The sequence below is a fragment of the Pseudoduganella sp. GW821-FHT05F09 genome (assembly GCF_059419605.1).
On sequence record NZ_JBWKSD010000005.1, the window covers coordinates 397,371 to 413,649 of the forward strand.

At 67.0% G+C, this 16,279-nt stretch carries 13 protein-coding genes; 6 read left to right on the forward strand and 7 right to left on the reverse strand.

Translation table 11 applies throughout. The annotated features are described in order from the left end of the window. Positions 1-12 precede the first annotated feature (12 nt). A complete protein-coding gene (locus AC07S4_RS18665) occupies positions 13-681 on the reverse strand; it encodes an O-methyltransferase (protein ID WP_494988073.1) in 669 nt (222 codons plus the stop codon). A 36-nt stretch (positions 682-717) separates the two neighbouring features. Here AC07S4_RS18665 and AC07S4_RS18670 point away from each other — a divergent pair, with 36 nt between their 5' ends. The 4 genes from AC07S4_RS18670 to AC07S4_RS18685 all read left to right on the forward strand — a co-directional run bounded on the left by AC07S4_RS18670 (position 718) and on the right by AC07S4_RS18685 (position 5,617). Next, positions 718-1,407, forward strand: a complete 690-nt coding sequence (locus tag AC07S4_RS18670; RefSeq protein WP_494988074.1) for a TetR/AcrR family transcriptional regulator — start codon at positions 718-720, stop codon at positions 1,405-1,407. 146 nt (positions 1,408-1,553) lie between these two features. Next, positions 1,554-2,279: a fimbrial biogenesis chaperone gene (locus AC07S4_RS18675; RefSeq protein ID WP_494988075.1), complete on the forward strand. Its 726-nt coding sequence runs from the start codon at positions 1,554-1,556 to the stop codon at positions 2,277-2,279. Beyond that, complete coding sequence (locus tag AC07S4_RS18680) at positions 2,280-4,592, forward strand: fimbria/pilus outer membrane usher protein (protein ID WP_494988076.1); 2,313 nt, start codon at positions 2,280-2,282, stop codon at positions 4,590-4,592. It begins immediately after the preceding gene. 8 nt (positions 4,593-4,600) lie between these two features. Continuing rightward, the gene (locus AC07S4_RS18685; RefSeq protein WP_494988077.1) at positions 4,601-5,617 is read left to right on the forward strand and encodes a Csu type fimbrial protein; all 1,017 of its coding nucleotides are present in this window, start codon (positions 4,601-4,603) and stop codon (positions 5,615-5,617) included. 13 nt (positions 5,618-5,630) lie between these two features. On the opposite strand, the gene AC07S4_RS18690 is transcribed toward AC07S4_RS18685, so the two are convergent. Continuing rightward, on the reverse strand, positions 5,631-5,906 hold the full coding sequence (locus tag AC07S4_RS18690; RefSeq protein ID WP_494988078.1) for a hypothetical protein: 276 nt from the start codon (positions 5,904-5,906) through the stop codon (positions 5,631-5,633). A gap of 110 nt (positions 5,907-6,016) precedes the next feature. After that, positions 6,017-6,388, reverse strand: a complete 372-nt coding sequence (locus AC07S4_RS18695) for a hypothetical protein (protein ID WP_494988079.1) — start codon at positions 6,386-6,388, stop codon at positions 6,017-6,019. A gap of 64 nt (positions 6,389-6,452) precedes the next feature. Here AC07S4_RS18695 and AC07S4_RS18700 point away from each other — a divergent pair, with 64 nt between their 5' ends. Together AC07S4_RS18700 and AC07S4_RS18705 are read left to right on the forward strand one after the other, a co-directional pair. Next, positions 6,453-6,974: a Csu type fimbrial protein gene (locus AC07S4_RS18700; RefSeq protein WP_494988080.1), complete on the forward strand. Its 522-nt coding sequence runs from the start codon at positions 6,453-6,455 to the stop codon at positions 6,972-6,974. A 257-nt stretch (positions 6,975-7,231) separates the two neighbouring features. Then, a complete protein-coding gene (locus tag AC07S4_RS18705) occupies positions 7,232-8,740 on the forward strand; it encodes an FAD-dependent monooxygenase (protein WP_494988081.1) in 1,509 nt (502 codons plus the stop codon). Here the strand turns inward: AC07S4_RS18705 and AC07S4_RS18710 are convergent. From AC07S4_RS18710 to AC07S4_RS18725, 4 genes are all read right to left on the reverse strand, one after another. After that, positions 8,728-10,761, reverse strand: coding sequence for a M13 family metallopeptidase (locus tag AC07S4_RS18710; RefSeq protein ID WP_494988082.1), 2,034 nt, complete (start codon positions 10,759-10,761; stop codon positions 8,728-8,730). The genes AC07S4_RS18705 and AC07S4_RS18710 overlap by 13 nt on opposite strands. Positions 10,762-10,932: 171 nt before the next feature. Then, on the reverse strand, positions 10,933-13,647 hold the full coding sequence (locus tag AC07S4_RS18715; protein ID WP_494988083.1) for an exo-rhamnogalacturonan lyase family protein: 2,715 nt from the start codon (positions 13,645-13,647) through the stop codon (positions 10,933-10,935). Beyond that, on the reverse strand, positions 13,644-15,407 hold the full coding sequence (locus tag AC07S4_RS18720; protein WP_494988084.1) for a glycoside hydrolase family 43 protein: 1,764 nt from the start codon (positions 15,405-15,407) through the stop codon (positions 13,644-13,646). The genes AC07S4_RS18715 and AC07S4_RS18720 overlap by 4 nt, the downstream gene beginning before the upstream one ends. A 109-nt stretch (positions 15,408-15,516) precedes the next feature. Beyond that, positions 15,517-16,251, reverse strand: coding sequence for a beta/gamma crystallin-related protein (locus AC07S4_RS18725; RefSeq protein ID WP_494988085.1), 735 nt, complete (start codon positions 16,249-16,251; stop codon positions 15,517-15,519). Positions 16,252-16,279 lie beyond the last annotated feature (28 nt).

Sequence of the window (16,279 nt, forward strand, 5' to 3'; positions counted from 1 at the left end):
TGGAGCAGTCGCCTATGGGCAGCACTTCATTGACAGCTCCACGTCGCCGTCGAACGGCAGCGACAGGTAGCCGCTGCCCGGCGCGCGCACCAGCGCCATGTATTCGGGGCAGTAGCCGGCGTTGTCGGCGACGATGAAGGCGCCGGGCCGGAGCCTGGGTTCCACCAGGCGCAGCACATCGGCGTAGAGCGCCTTGGCGCCGTCCAGCAGCAGCAGGTCGATCCGCTCGGGCAGGCCGCTGCGCAGCGTTTCCAGCGCGTCGCCTTCGCGGATTTCCACTAAATCAAGCAGGCCGCCGGCCGACAGGTTCTGGCGCGCGCGCTGCGCCTTGGACGGCTCGAATTCGGTGGTGATCAGCCGGCCGCCGCCGTTGTCGCGCAGCGCTGCGGCCAGGTGCAGCGTCGAAATGCCGAACGAGGTGCCGAACTCGACAATCACGCCGGCTTGCGCGCTGCGCGCCAGCATGTAGAGCAGCGTGCCGGTCTGGCGCGACACCGGCAGCGCGGCATCCTTCAGCTGCGCGTACAGCTCGCGGTAGCCGGTTTTGCTGCTCATCATGCTGGTGCGCTCCGCCAGAGACAGCGTGGCGAAAGCCTGCAGCGCCGGTATGCCGGCATTGCCGGTCTCGTCGAACAGGCGCTCCAGCAGGGGCGCGACAGGGGCTGTGGTCAGGGTGCTCATGGGGGGATTCCTTTCTCAAGTAAGAGCGGTAATAATATGAAGAATCCTTCACATTTCATATTCGCGTTCCCCGCGCCCGCCATGACCGACCGCCGCAGCCCCCGCATCTCCTCGCGCAGACAGCCAAAACAGGCGCGTTCCAGCGGCCTCGTTTCAGCGATACTGGAAGCGGCTATTCAGGTTTTGGCGAAGGAAGGCGCGCACCGCTTCACCACCACCCGCGTGGCCGAGCGCGCCGGCGTGAGCGTGGGATCGGTGTACCAGTACTTCCCGAACAAGGCGTCCATCCTGTTCCGCCTGCAAAGCGACGAATGGGAGCAAACGTCGGCCATGCTGGCCACCATCCTGCAGGATGTCCGCCAGCCGCCGCTGGACAGGCTGCGCATGCTGGTGCTGGCCTTCGTGCGCTCGGAGTGCGAAGAAGCCGAGGTCCGCACGGCACTCAATGATGCCGCGCCGTTTTACCGGGACGCGCCGGAAGCCGCGGAGGCCAAAGCCGCCGGCACGCGCATGTTCCAGGCCTTTATTCAAGAGCTCCTGCCCCACGCCAGCGGCACCGTGCGCGCCACGGCGGGGGAGCTGGTGATGACGACCCTCAGCGCGGTTGGACAGCAGTTCTCAGCCGCGCCGCGCGCGGACGCGGAGATCACGGCGTATGCCGATGCGCTGGCCGACATGCTGTGCGCCTACGTGGCCAAGCTCGCCGGCGACTCCGGCACGGCATAGAAAAGCAAAGAATACTGTTGCTTTTCACTCCCAGCAAAAGCCAATTCTCCTTGCTCAAAAGCAGCTGATTTTTTCGCTCGTTATAATTTATTGCAGCTTAGCCCGGTCAATCCGCCTGTCCTCACCTGGAATCTGGAGGTTTAGCATTGCTTGCCACCCGCCTCCGTTTCACTGCAGCAGCCATCGCCGCGCTCACCATGCACGCCGGTGCCGCCAATCTGCAGATCTCTCCTGTCACCATCCATTTGCGCGGGGAACAGAGCGCAACCAGCATCCAGCTGCAGAACCTGGGCGAGGCGCCGGTGTTCGGCCAGGTCCGCGTCTATGAATGGGACCAGTCCGATACCGAGGACGTGCTCACGCCGACGCAGCAGGTGGTGGCCAGCCCTCCCATCGTCCAGGTCGGTCCCAACTCCACCCAGCTGATCCGCCTGGTGCGGGTCGGTCCGCCCAAGCCCGGCGAGTCCACCTATCGCATCCTCATTGACGAAATCGCCAAGGAGGGCGACTCGCCCAACTCCGGCGTGGACTTCCGCCTGCGCTATTCGGTGCCGCTGTTCGTGCTGCCCGCCGGCGAAGCGCGGGCCGAGTCCCTGACCTGGCGCCTGTTCCGCAAGGACGGCGAGTGGCACCTGGCCGTGCGCAACAGCGGCCTGCTGCACGCGCAGATCGGCGCCATGCAATTCGCCAACCAGGCCGGCAAGGAGTATGAAATCAGCAAAGGCCTGTTCGGCTATGTGCTGGCCGGCCGCAGCCGCGTGTGGCGTTTGCCGGTGGAAAAGAGTGCCGAACTGGGCGGGCAAATCACCATCAAGGCCCACATCAATGCAAAACCTACTGTCGCCCAGAGCAAGTCCGGCGACGCGGAATGAATGGGGGCCGGCGCGGCGGTCTGCTGCATGGCCCTGCTGCTGGCGACGGCCTCGGGCGCTGCCGCCCAGAGCGCCGTGCCGGCCGCACCCGTTGTCCAGGAACTCTTTTTGGAGGTCAGCGTGAACGGTGAGCCGAGCGGACAAGTGGTGCGCTTTACGCAAGGCAAGCGCGGCCTGCGCGTGGGCGTGGACAGCCTGCGCGAGCTGGGCCTGGACCCGGCCGCCTTCGGCCTTGGTGGCCAGGGCGAGATCGACCTGGACGAGGTGCGCGGCCTGCGCTACAACTATGATGCGGGCCGCCAGACTGTGGCCCTGGTGCTGGACGACGCGCTGCGCACGCCCTTCCAGCTGCAGGCCCGCCGGCCCGAACGCATGGCGCCGACGCCCACCGTACCCGGCGCGGTGCTCAACTACAACGCCTACCTGCAAGTGCGTCCGCAGCGCTCGGCGCTGGTGGCCAACGAGCTGCGCTATTTCAACCAGCGCGGCGTGCTCACCAGCACCGGCCTGCTCACCCTGTCCGCGCTGGACAAGCACTATCTGCGCTATGAAACCTACTGGAACGAATCCGATCCGGACACGCTGCGCTCCTTCCAGGTGGGCGACATGATCTCGTCCTCGCTCAGCTGGAACCGCTCGCTGCGCCTCGGTGGCGTGCAATGGAGCAAGAGCTTCGCGCTACGGCCCGACTTGCTCACCTTCCCGGTGGCGTCGATGCGCGGCTCGGCGGTGGTACCGTCCGCGCTCAGCCTGTACGTGAACGGCGTGCAGCAATATGCGGCCAGCGTGCCCAGCGGGCCGTTCGTGCTCAACCAGGTGGCCGGCATCAGCGGCGCGGGCGAAGCCACCATCGTCACGCAGGACGCGTTCGGCCGCACCGTCACCACCGCCCTGCCGATGTATGTGGACACCCGCATGCTGGCGGCAGGCTTGTCGGAATATTCGGTGGAGACCGGATTCGTGCGGCGCGGCTACGCGCAAACCTCTTTCGGCTACCGGGCCGCGCCGGTGGCCAGCGCATCCGGCCGCTACGGCTGGAGCGACCGCCTCACGCTGGAAGCGCATGGCGAGGCGGCCGCCGGCCTGCTCAACGCCGGCGGCGGTGCCCTGGCGGCCTTGGGCCAGGCGGGTGTGCTCAATGCCAGCCTGGCGGCCAGCACGGGCAAGAACAGCGGCTTCCAGGGCGGCCTGGGCTACCAGTACGTGAGCCGCCGCTTCAGCGTCGACGCCCAGAGCCAGCACGCCACGCGCGGCTACGCCGACCTTGCCGCGCGCGACGGCAGCCCGGTGCCGCGCGCATCCAACCGCCTGTCGTTCAACCTGGCGCTGCCGGGCGAGCAAAGCCTCAGCCTGTCACTGGTGTCCTACCGCGCCGCGCCCGCCGAACCGGCCCGCATCACGTCGTTGTCCTACGCCGCCACCCTGTTCCGGCGCATCTTCTTCAGCATTTCCGCCTACCAGGACCACAAGAACCGCGCCAACCGGGGCTTGTTCTTCGGCCTGTCCACGAGTTTTGGCGACCGCTACGCGGGCGGCGCCATGAGCGGGCGCCAGAACGGCATCAGCCAGCGCAACCAGAACCTCACCCGCTCGCCCGACCTGGACGGCGGCGTGGGCTGGGCCTTGCAGCACGGCGGTACCGGCGACACGCCGTTCCGGCAGGCGCAGGCCTCCTACCTGGGCCGCTATGGCCAGATCACCGCGCAGGCGCAGACCATAGGCGCATCCAGCAGCGCCACGGTGGAGGCGTCCGGCTCGGTGGTCACCATGGGCGGCGCGGTGGCGGCCGCGCGCAACGTGGGCGGCGGCTTCGCGCTGGTGTCGACCGGCGGCGTGGGCAATGTGCCGGTGCTGCACGAGAACCGCCTTATCGGCGCCACCAACGCGGCCGGCTATATGCTGATCCCCAATCTGAATCCCTACAGCGGCAACCGGGTGTCGATCGACACCAGCGCGCTGCCGGTGGACGCGCGGGTGGACAGCACCCAGGCCACCGTGGTGCCGCGCCGCCTGTCCGGCACGCTGGCCTCCTTTCCGGTGCAGCGCTACCGCGCCGCCAGCGTGCTGCTGCACGACGCGCAAGGCCAGCCCCTGCCGCCGGGCACGCCGGTGCGCCACCTCGAAAGTGGCGCCGCCACCATCGTCGGCTATGACGGCGTCGCCTTCATCGACGGCCTGCTCGAAGACAACCAGCTGGAAGCCGGCGAAGGTAGCGCCGTGTGCCGGGCGCGCTTCCGCTACCAGGCTGGCGATACGCCCGCCTTGCCCGTCATCGGCCCGGTGGCCTGCCTGCGCGCTGGAGGCAGGCCATGAGGCGGACCATGAAGCGCTTGCCGGCCTTGCTGGCGCTGCTGGCGCTGCTGTTCTGCGCCGGCGCCGCGCGCGCCGACGTGTGCAGCGCCACCCTCAATACGCTGGACTTCGGTAACGTCAACCCCATCACCAGCAGCGACATCACCGCCACGGCCACCGGCAGCGTCACCTGCACTTGGGCGCTGCTCACGCCCACGCCGCCCTACATCCTGCTGCTGCCCAAAGCCGTGGTGTGCATCAATATCGGCATCGGCAGCAATTCCACCGCGGCCGTCCCGCGCACCTTGGGCAACGGCAGCACGCGCATGGACTACAACCTTTACCGCGACGGCACCTATGCCGCCGCCGCGATCTGGGGCGGGCCGGGCGTGACGGGCGCCACCACCCCGCTCACCATGGTGCTGACGTCGCCCAATCTGATCACCGGCGGCAGCTTTTCCCAGCCGTTCACGGTGTACGGCAAGATCCCTGCCGGCGCCAGCCTGGCGGCGGTGCCTACTGCCGGCAACGGCAACACCCTGTACAGCTCCAGCTTCGCCGGGGCGGCCACCATCTCGTTTGCCTATTTCAACTTGTTCCAGCCGAGCTGCACATCGGGCAGCAGCGCCAGCTTCAGCTTCCAGGTGCAGGCCACGGCCATCAACGACTGCACCATCAGCGCCAATCCCGTCAATTTCGGCCCCAGCAATCTACTGGCCAGTCCGATACGCGCCACCGGCACGCTGTCGGTCCGCTGCGTCAACAACAACGCCTACCGCATCACGCTCAATGGCGGCTCGGTTGCGGGCAGCGTGGCGGCGCGGAAAATGAAGCCGGCGGGAGGAGGAACGGACCGATTGAGCTATCGGCTGTCCGCGTCGCTGGACGGCGCACTCTGGGGAGACGGCACGGCGGGAACGTCGGCTTATACGGGAACGGGAACCGGATCGACGGTGGGCATCACGGTGTATGGCATGCTGCCCGCGCAAGCGACGCCGGCGCCGGGGGACTATAGCGACACCGTCACGGCGACGGTGTATTTTTGATGTGGATGAGAGCTTAGAAAGTAACGACCCAGACCTTGGCCTGGCTGGCGTCGGCCGCGCCCTGCTGCGGCGCCTGGGCTGCGGCGGCCACCGGGGCGGACTGCGCGTCAACGCTGGAAGGGGAGGCGAACTGGCAGCGCACGATGGGCTGTTTGGCGCCGCTGTCCACCGCGCACGATTCAACGACGGTGAACGTGGCTTGCATGGTTGCGGTTTTGCCGGCGGCCAAAGCCGGCTGGGCTATCAGTGCTGCGCTGAACAGCAATGCGGGGATGAGCAGGGTTTTCATGGTGCGCCTTTGCCTATTCTACCGACTGCATGGAGCGTGGCCTTGTTGCCTGGCCGCTCAAAGGTAGAGCGAAAAATCGAAGTCCGGGATTATTTCTTCACGTCACTAGTTTAGCAAAAAATTCCGGAAGTTGCCGCACGGAATTCTCTCCAAATGTCACTATACGCTGATTTTCGGCAATTCTCACCAAATCTCACCGCGCGCCGTCGAATATTTTTTTGGTTCAATGTCTTCTTGAAAATCTTGCGCGCATCGGAGAAAAATGGGTGTTGTATTTGCGTGTAATTCGCGTCCAGCAAAAGCGTTTTCTCGTTTCTCAAAAGCATGATTTTTTTGAGCAAGCTATAGTTCTCACATCGCCGGTCCAGACCAGCACCGGCCGCTGTAAATGCTGGCTGATTCGCCACCCACAGGCAGGCCCCTAAACAAACGGCCCCACCTTGGCGAACAGCCTCTGATCTGTTGTAGGTTTGCGCGCCCAAATGCCGCCGTTAAAACCGTGACACCCCCTTGCCTGGGCAAAAAGCCCGACTTTCGGAGGTTTTTATGTTGCGTGTTAAATCCAGCGGCGTTGCGGCCGCAGCTATTCTGTCCCTGAACCTGCTGTCCACCGGCGCCAGCGCCGCCACCTACTCGAACGGCACCAATACTTCGAACTTTGACGTGTCGGTGAAAATCATCGCCAACTGCATCATCTCGTCGAGCAACCTGGACTTTGGTCAATCCCAGGGCGTGCTGACGTCGGCAGTCAACGTCAACACCAATCTTTCCGTCACCTGCAGCAATACCACGCCCTACAACGTGGGCCTGAACGCTGGCAACGGCACCGGCTCCTCCGGCACCACGCGCTACATGAGCGGCACCGGCGGCAACACCGCCACCGTGCAGTTCAACCTGTTCCAGACCGCCGGCGCCACCTTGTGGGGCAACACCCAGGGCACCGACACCCTGGCCGGCGTGGGCAACGGCACCATGCAAACGCTGACGGTCTACGGCCAGATCCCGGCGCAAACCACGCCGATGCCGGACACCTATAAATCGACCATCACCGCCACCGTGTATTTTTAAAACCGCTGCGGAAACGCTGCGGCGTTCGGGGACAGCGCGTCCTTGTCAGCCGAATGCCCAGCGGGTATATTCGCCATGTCGGAAAAGGCAGACTTGGTTTGGTAAGCCCAAGTCCTTTCGGAAACGGAAGCTCTGTCCTTGCTTTATGCATGCGTCCCCTCGACGAACAACTGGCGCCATTCGCGCGCCCTGAGTTCGTCCGTGTGGTTCTCATCCCGATGAACTGCTCCGGTCGAACGGCTTTGGAGGAGTAGTTCATGTCAAATCCCTTGATCCACGATGTAGTCATTGCCGGAGCCGGCCCGGTCGGGCTGTTTCTCGCCTGCGAGCTGCGCAGCGCCGGCGTTTCCGTGCTGGTCCTCGAAAAATCCGCGCACCCGGATTCGCCCCTGAAAGCGCTGCCCTTCGGCATGCGCGGCCTTTCCGCGCCCACCATCGAAGCTTTTTACCGCCGTGGCCTGCTCGCCGCATTGACGCCGCCGCAGGGCGCTGCCGCCCATTGGCAGCAGCAGGCCCGGCGCCCCGGCGGCCACTTCGCCGGCATCCAGTTCTTTCACGACAAAATCGACACGGCGAAATGGCCCTACCGTATCGCAGGCCCCGCTCCCGCCAGCCTGGCGACCACCATGCAGCAGGTCGAATCCGTCCTTGCCGAACGCGCCCTGGCAATGGGCGTGGAGATCAGGCGCGGCCTGGGCGTGGACAGTATCGAGCAGTCGGACGACATGGTGACCGTCTGCGCGGGCGGCGAGTCCCTGCGCGGGCGCTGGCTGGTGGGCTGCGATGGCGGCCGCAGCACGGTGCGCAAGGCTGCCGGGTTTGAATTCGCGGGCACGGAGCCGGAGTTCACCGGCTATTCGGTTCAAGTTGTGCTGGAAGATCCGGCCCAGCTCGCCGTGGGCCGCCACTACACGGCGGCGGGCATGTACACCTACCAGCAGCCCGGCACCATTGCGATGGTGGACTTTGACGGGGGCGCCTGCCATCGGTCCGCGTCCATCACGCCGGCCCATGTGCAGGAAGTGCTGCGGCGCATCTCCGGCACCGATGCGACCGTGGCCAGCCTGGAACTGGCTACGACGTGGACGGACCGTGCCTGCCAGGCCACCGCCTACCGCAAGGGCCGCGTGCTGCTCGCCGGCGATGCCGCGCACATCCACTCGCCGCTGGGCGGCCAGGGACTGAACCTCGGGCTGGGCGACGCGATGAATCTCGGCTGGAAACTTGCGGCCACGATCCAAGGCCGCGCGCCGGACGGGCTGCTCGACAGCTACGAGGCCGAACGGCATCCGGTGGGCGCGCAGGTGCTGGACTGGTCGCGCGCGCAGGTGGCGGTGATGCGGCCCAGCCGCAGTTCGCGCGCGCTCGAAGCCATCATCCGCGATCTCGTCGACACGGCCGACGGCGCCACCTATTTCGCGGAGCGTGTGTGGGGCGTCTCCATCGCCTACGACCTGGGCGGCAAGCATCCCCTGGTCGGCCGCAGCGTGCCCGACTTCGAGCTGGCCGACGGCACGCGCTGCGGCCAGCACTTCAGCAACGGCCAAGGACTGCTGCTGGATTTCGCACCCGGCAAGCCGCTGCAGGCGCTCGCCGGGCGCTGGGCCGGCCGCATTGCCTACGTGGCGGCCCAGGCCAGCGAGCAGCTGGGGCTGAGCGCCGTGCTGGTGCGTCCGGACGGCATCGTCGCCTGGGTGGGCGAGGCCGGCCTGGACGAGGAAGGCGCAACAGCGGCGGCAAGCCGCTGGTTTGGTCACCAGATATGAACGCGCTCCGCCGGAGCGAGATAGTAGGCGTCGCCGCGCTGGACATTGAAGGCGCGGTACCAGGCATCCACATTGCGCAGCGTGCCGTTGACCCGGAACAGCGGCGGTGCATGCGTATCGATCACCAATAGCTGGCGCATCGCCGCATCGTTGACCTTGGCGCGCCGGCCCTGCGCAAAGGCCATGAAAAAGCGCTGTTCGCCGCTCAGGCCCGCGAGCACTTTCGCTTTGCCGTGTCGCTTCTGGTAAGCCTGGTAAGCCGCGTAGGCCGCTTCGACCCCGCTCAAGTCGGCGATGTTTTCGCCCAGCGTGAGCTTGCCGTTCACCTGCGTGCCGGGCAGGGGCTGGTAGCGGTCGTACTGCGCGGTCAGCGCGTCGGCCCGCCGCTGGAAGGCCTGCGCCGACTCTTCCGTCCACCAGTTTTCGCGGCTGCCGTCCGCGCCGTACTGGCGCCCCTGGTCGTCGAAGCCGTGGCCCATTTCATGGCCGATAAGCGCGCCTATGGTGCCGTAGTTGACGGCCGCGTCGGCGCGCGGGTCGAAGAACGGCGCTTGCAGCATCGCCGCCGGGAACACGATGGCGTTCGAGTGGTAGTCGTAGTAGGCGTTCATGGTCTGCGGCGTCACCAGCCATTCGCCCGGATCGGCCGGCTTGTGCAAGTGCGCGGCGCCGCGCTTTTTTGCCGCTGCGCCGGCGCGCACCAGGTTGCCCAGCAAATCATCCTGCTCGATGGTTGCCGCCTCACGCTCCAGATAGCTGTTCGGACCGCCGATCAACGCCTTCAGCGCTGACAGCTTGGCCAGCGCCTTCTGCCTGGTCGCGCCGTCCATCCAGGCCGAGGCGGTGATGCGGTCGCGGTAGGCGGCGCGCACATCTTCCACCAGTTCCTTTACCTGCCGGCTGGCGGCCTGCGGGTAGTGGCGTTGCACGTAAATGCGGCCGACTTCCTCGCCAAAAGTGCTGTTGACCAGCTGGACGCCGCGCTTCCAGCGCTCCGGCCGGGACTGCAGGCCGGCGAGCGTGCGTCCGTAGAGATCGAACCGGGCGTTGGCGAAGGATGCCGGCAGGCTTTCCGCATGGTCGCTGATGAAGCGGTAGGCCAGGTAGTCCTTCCAGTCCTGCACCGGCGTGGCGGACATGATGCGGCCGCTCTCCTTGACGGCGCTCTCCTGCGCGACCAGCACCTCCGCGGCGGGCGGCAGGGCGTAGCTTTCCAGCAGCGTCGTCCAGTCGAATTCCGCGTATTTGGCCTCCAGGCTGGCGCGGGTTTCGATATTGCTGGTTTTCGATTGATCGCGCGACTCCGCCATCGACCATTGGACCTTGGCCAGCGCGGTTTCCAGCGCGATGATGGCATCCGCCTTGGCCTCGGCGCCGCCTATGCCCGCCAGCTCCTGCACCTGGCGCACGTAGGCGCGGTAGGCGCTGCGCACGCGGGCATACTCGTCGCCCTCCTTCAGGTAATAGTCGCGCGGGAGGGCGAGCTCGCCTTGCGCGATGTTGAGAATATAGCGATGCGGATCGGCGGGGTGGACATCCGGTTCTATCGCCAGCGGAGAGGCATAGCCGGCCTCGGCAAACAACGCCTGCACGGCGGCGTGGCTGTCAGCGGACTGGATGCGCGCCAGGTAAGGCTGAAGCGCCGCCGCGCCGCGCGCCTCGATGGCCGCTTCGTTCATCCAGCTCCGGTAGAACTTGCCGATCTTTTGGCCGGCGCTTCCGTAGGCAGGCTGCCGCGCCATGTCTTCCACGATGCGGCGCACATTGCTGCTTGCGTTTTCGTGCATCAGCACCGTCACCCCGGCCGCGTCCATGCTGGGGCCGATCGGTGTGCGCTGCGCCCAGCCGCCGTTGGCGTAGGACCAGAAATCATCGCCAGCCTTGACCACGGTGTTTCGGGCATCAAGGTCGAGCCCGAAGGTTCCATATTCGGGCAGGCCGGAGGCGGTGGCCAAGGGGGCGAACGTGGCTGCAGCGAGCGAAACTGCAGCCACGGCGAGCTGGGAAAGACGGGTACTCATGCATGTCCTTGTCGGGTTTGAAGGCGGAGCGCTGACAGCAGCGATGCCAGCATTATCAAATCCTTACCGGACAGGAAACAATTACTTAGCCGTCATATTTTGTTACCAATAGTAAATCTCCACGCAGGGTAAGTTGATTATTTGTTGCCGGTTGACAGAGGCCGGCCCGGCCTACTCGATATAGTCGCCCACCAGCGCCAGGTTCTGGATCGCCGCCAGGCCCCACTGGGCGGTTTCATTGGTGCTCAGCCACGCCACCTCGTCCACCGGATTGAGCACCGCCGGGCCGCTGATGCGCACCGTGCGCACCGGCTTGGTGGGCGGGTGGCTGAACTCGCGCCAGGCGCGCTTGGCCAGCGCCGCGTCCTTGCTGCGCCAGGCCGCGTAGGCGGTCAGGCGCGAATGGCCGACCTGCAGCGCATTGGTGCCGTTGTGCGCCTTGCCCAGCACCTTGGCCTGCTCGGCTTTCGGCGCGTTGTACATGGCGCAGTACTGCACCCAGGCCTTTTCGAAGTTGGCGTCGCCGGTCAGCGAAATCAGCTCGGCAAAAATCTCCACCGCGCCGAACACCGCGTTCAGGTGCGACGCCTTCACGTCCTCGCCGATCAGGTTGTGCAGGCGGCCGGTGTCCGGCTCGTAGCCGGCGCGCTCGGCGTTGAAGAAGCCCTTGGGCATGGCGCCGATGTCGTGCATGCCGGTCAGCAGCTTGTCGCGGTAGCGCTGGTTGCCGCCGCGCTCCCACTCGGTCAGCCAGTTGCCCGCCAGCGAACCCCAGTCCGTGCCGAAGGCGGCGCGCACCGGGAACTTGCCGGGCGGCGGCGCATCCTTCAGCTTGCGCACCGGGTCCACGGCGGCCAGCTTGCTGTCCGCGTTCAGCAGCTCGCGCATGATGTCGCCCACGCGCTCGTCGGCGGTCAGGTAGTAGTAGAAGCGGCGGTACACGGCCGCGCTGATGCGCACCTGCTTGGCGCTGCAGCCCCAGTGCTGCACATTGTGGCGCGTGCCCAGCCCGGCGAACTGGCCCAGGTGGTACATGTCCACTTCGCTGGTGTGGCGCACCATGGCTTCGGACAGGCGGAAGATGTCGGCGCGGCCGGTGCGCAGGAAGGAGTACCACAGCCACAGGTCGGGCGACAGCTCCGAGTTGTCCCAGGCGTAGCCGCCCACGTCGTAGCGCCAGGTGTGGCGGTCCTCGTCGTAGGTGTGCATCAGGTCGCCGTAGTTCCAGAAGCCGTACCAGTGGTGCTGTTCGATCTGGCTGCGGTAGTAGTCGAAGCGGCGGTCCAGCTCGTCCTCGATGCGGGCCTTGAGCGGGTGCGAGCGGTCCGGCAGCGACCACATGCCGCCGAACACATTGCAGGCCAGGTAGTGGGCCGGCGTGCTCACCAGCTGCGGCGGCAGCTGCACCGCCTCGGCCAGCTGCGCCATGCGTTCGCGCGACGGCGTGGCGGCCAGCGCGTACAGCGTGATCTCGCTGCTGCGCGCCACGCCCACCGGGCTGCCATAGCCTTTTTCGTAGTCCTCGTAGGTGATCTCCAGGCCTTCGCGCTCCTGCTCGTGGGTTTCCATGCCCATGCCGTCGTGGTAGAAGCGCATGTCCATCGCCGGCGCGTCGGGCGACCACATCCACAGCGTCACTTCGGCCGCGTCGGTGTGGGCGTTGCGGATGTCGAGCTGGGTCGGGTGGCGCTGCCAGAAGTCGCGCAGGCCGAAGGCCACGCCGCCGGAAATGCCGCCGATGTAGCCGGAGCCCGCCGCGCGGCGGCCCCAGCTGGCGTCGATCCAGCCGTGGCCCGGCTTGGTGCGCTTGCGGATCTGGAAGCCGTCGGCCGACAGCTGCGACAGCGTGAAGTCGCCCCAGGCCGGGATCAGGTTCAGGCGGCTGCTGACCTGCTTGTTCATCTGCTCCAGCGGCGGCACCGGCAGGCCGGCCACCTGGGCCTTGCGGAAGGCTTCGCCGGGATCGCGCCGCAGGCCGGTCAGCGTGCGCACGCCCTCGCCCCAGACGCCCTGGTTCTCGCCGGCGAAACGCACGTGGCGGTTGTGCATCTCGTCCGTGAGCGGCACCGCGAAGCGCACGCCTATGCCGCGCAGGTAGTCCTTGTGCTCGTCGCCGTCGAATACGAAGGTGTGCATGATGCGCACCGACTCGGCGCCGGCGTAGAAGTACAGGCGCACGGTGAAGGGCAGCCATTCGCGCTGGCCGCTGCGGTGCTTGCCTTCTATGCGCAGCACGGCGCGCACCGGGCCCTTCTGTTCCACGGTGACGGACTTGACGGTGCTCTCGTAGCTGGTCTGGCGCACGGCGCCGGCCGAGGCGTCCGGCTGGTCGTCGGTCAGCGCCACCAGGCGGCCGCCGCGCGCGATGTCGCGGCCGTCGCGGCGGATGGCGGAAATCAGCTCGGCGCCCTTGCGCGGAATGGTGGCGCGGATGACGCCGGTGTCCACGTCAATCGCGTTCGGGCCCTCCAGCACGCGCACGGCCACGGCGGCGGCGGCCGCCTTGCCGGGCTTGATGGCCAGCTGCTTCGCCAGGCCCGCGCCTGCCGGCAGGGCGTGGCCGGTCCATTTCAGCGAGCCGTCCGGCCAGTAGGCCAGCGGCCAGGTCTGCACCGCCACGTCGCCGGCGGCGCCGGCCAGCACGAAGGACTGGTCTTTCGGAAACGCGCCCTTGGGCCAGGGCAGGCCCAGCGTGGCGCCGTTGGACAGCGCCGGAACGCCGCCTTCCAGCCACTGCAAGGCCGCGCCCTGGCTGGGCTGGATGGCGGGCGCGGCTGGCGCGGAGGCTGGCGCGGCGCCAGGCGGTTGCGCCTTGGCGGTGGCGAGCGGCAGCGATGCGAGCATCGACGCCTGGAGGAAGGAACGGCGGCTGAAAGGAGTGGTCATGGATTGGGTTTGGAAAAACGGAAATAATCAAAGTCCGCGTAACCGACGCGGGTAGCGGTATGGGACGGCGTGCCGGACGGCGCTTGCGCAAACAGGCCCACCTGCGTGCCTACCCAGCGGCCCGGCTGGGTGGTGAACGCGGGGCCGAGCGGGTGGAAAGTGGCGCCGTCGAGGCTGTAGCTGAAGCTCACCTTGGCGTGCGTGGCGCGCAGCATGGACGGCCAGTAGAGGCGCTCCTGCGGCGGCAGCGCGGGCACTTCCAGCGGCGCAAAGCTGAGCCGCACATGCACCGGCCCCTGGACCGGCACGGGCGCGGTCACCACCGTTTCGGAGCTTTGCTGCAGCGTGCCCAGGTGCAGGCCGAGATTGGATTTGAGGCGTGTGGCTTGCACCAGGCGCAGGCCGTCCACGGTGTTTTCCAGGCCTATCCACGCATAGTCGTAGCCCATCGCCAGCAGGCCGGCGCGCTCGCCGATGGCGCCGGGGCGCAGCTCCACGCTGGCGGTCACGGAGAAGGCCATGCCGGGCAGCTTCTGGGTCAGCAGATTGCCCGCCTCCCACAGGTTGGCGGACGAGGACACCGCCTTGAGCCGCAGCCGGCCACGGACGGCGCCGTCCACCCAGTCCGGCGCGGGATTGGCGGCCCACTGCCAGCCCAGGTGGTAGCCGGCGTCGAATTCGTCGCTGTTGACGGGCACCGCGACGGGCTGCGCCGCCACCCTGGGCTTGGCGTGCCGGCTGAGCGGCGCGCCGTAGCTTTGCTTGCCCTGCTGCGCGCCGATCACGGGCCAACCGTCCGCGCTCCAGCGCATGGGCTGCAGGAAGACGCGGCGGCCGTAGGAGTCGGTGTCGGAAAAGTGCAGGAACCAGTCCTCGCCGGACGGCGTGTCCACCCAGGCGCCCTGGTGGGGGCCGTTGATGGCGCTGTCGCCCTGGTCCATCACGTTGCGCGCCTCGTAGGGGCCGTCTATGCGTTTGGCGCGGAACACGCCCTGCCAGCCGCCCTTGACGGAGCCGGACGGCGCAAACACGTAGTAGTAGCCGCCGCGCTTATACAGCTTGGGGCCTTCGGTGGTGAACCACGGCATCGGCCCCTGCGAGGTCATGGTCTTGGGCAGCTTGTCGCCTTCGATGATGCGCACGCCGGCGTCCAGCGTCTGCGTGCCGTCGGTCTTCATTTTCTTCAGCGTGATCACGTTGGCGAAGCCGGCGCGCGAGGCGGCGTAGCCGTGCACCAGCCAGGCCTGGCCGTCGTCGTCCCAGAACGGCGCGGGATCGATGGCGCCCCTGGTGCCGTCCACCATGACGGGGGCCGTCCACGGTCCTTTGGGATCGGTGGCGCTCACCATGTAGATGCCGAAATCGGGGTCGGGATAGTAGATGTAGAACTTGCCGCCGTGATGGCGGATGGCCGGCGCCCATACGCCGCCGCCGTGCCGGGGCGCCGCGTGGTGGGCGGCGGGCACGTTCTTGTCCAGCGCGTAGGCGATCAGCGTCCAGTTGACGAGGTCTTTGGAGTGCAGCACCGGCAGGCCGGGAATATTGGTGAAGCTGGAAGCGGTCAGGTAGAAATCATCGCCGACGCGGACCACGTCGGGATCGGAGTAATCGCCGTTGAGCACGGGATTGATGTAGCTGCCGTCGCCCTGGTCCGGCACCCACACGCCGGGCGGCATGGGGGCCGCCGCCGGCGCGGCATGCGATGGAACGGCGCTGGCGCAGTCGGCGGCGAACAGCAGGAAGGCAAACTTGATACTCAAAGCGGTCTCGCGTCCAAGGGTACATGATGGCAAAAATCATGATATGCGCAAACATTCCCCCGGAACTCTCAACTTGATGAGCAATTTGCCGCTCGTGCCTTCTTGTGCCTTACATGCGGGGCACGCCGTCGCGGTTGACGGGGATGTATTCGCCGGGAGCGGCGGCGAGCTGGGTGCGGTGTTCCACGCCACGGTACTCATACGTCACGTCCCAGTACTGCGGCGTGGCGTTGGCCACGTTTTCGCAGCGGCGCACATCCTGGCCGTAGGTGTTGTTGCTGCGTCCGGCGTTCGCGCCGACCGCGCCGCCGGCGATCGCGCCGCCCACGGTTGCAATGTCGCGCCCGCTGCCGCCGCCGATCTGGTGGCCCAGCACGCCGCCCAGCAGGGCGCCGGCCAGCATGCCGCCGGTATTGGGACGGCTGTCCTGCACCTGCTGGCGTTCAACCCAGCAGCGCTGCTCGGGCGGTCCCACCACGGCGCGCACCGAGGTCACGCGCGCCTCGTAGGTGCGTTCGTTCGGACGCTGGCGGTATTCGTAGCTGGCTTGCGGCAGCGGTGCGGGCGCTTCATTTTCCGAATAGCGGTTGCCGCGCACGGCGCGCACCGACGACACGCGGTCGTTCAGGCCCATGCCGGCCAGCGATTCGTAGCTGCCGCGCTTGAGGATGCGGCACTGGCCACGGAAGCCGGCGTCTTCGCACACCTCCCAGCGGCCCTTCTCCACCACCACCGACGAGGCGCGGTCATTGAAGCCAACCCGGCGCAAGTCGTCCGAGGTGCTGGAGATGGAGACGGCGCGGCCGCGCCAGCCTTCGTTCTGGTACAGCGTGATTTGAGCCATTGCTTGCCCGCCAAGCAGTAAGGTGCAT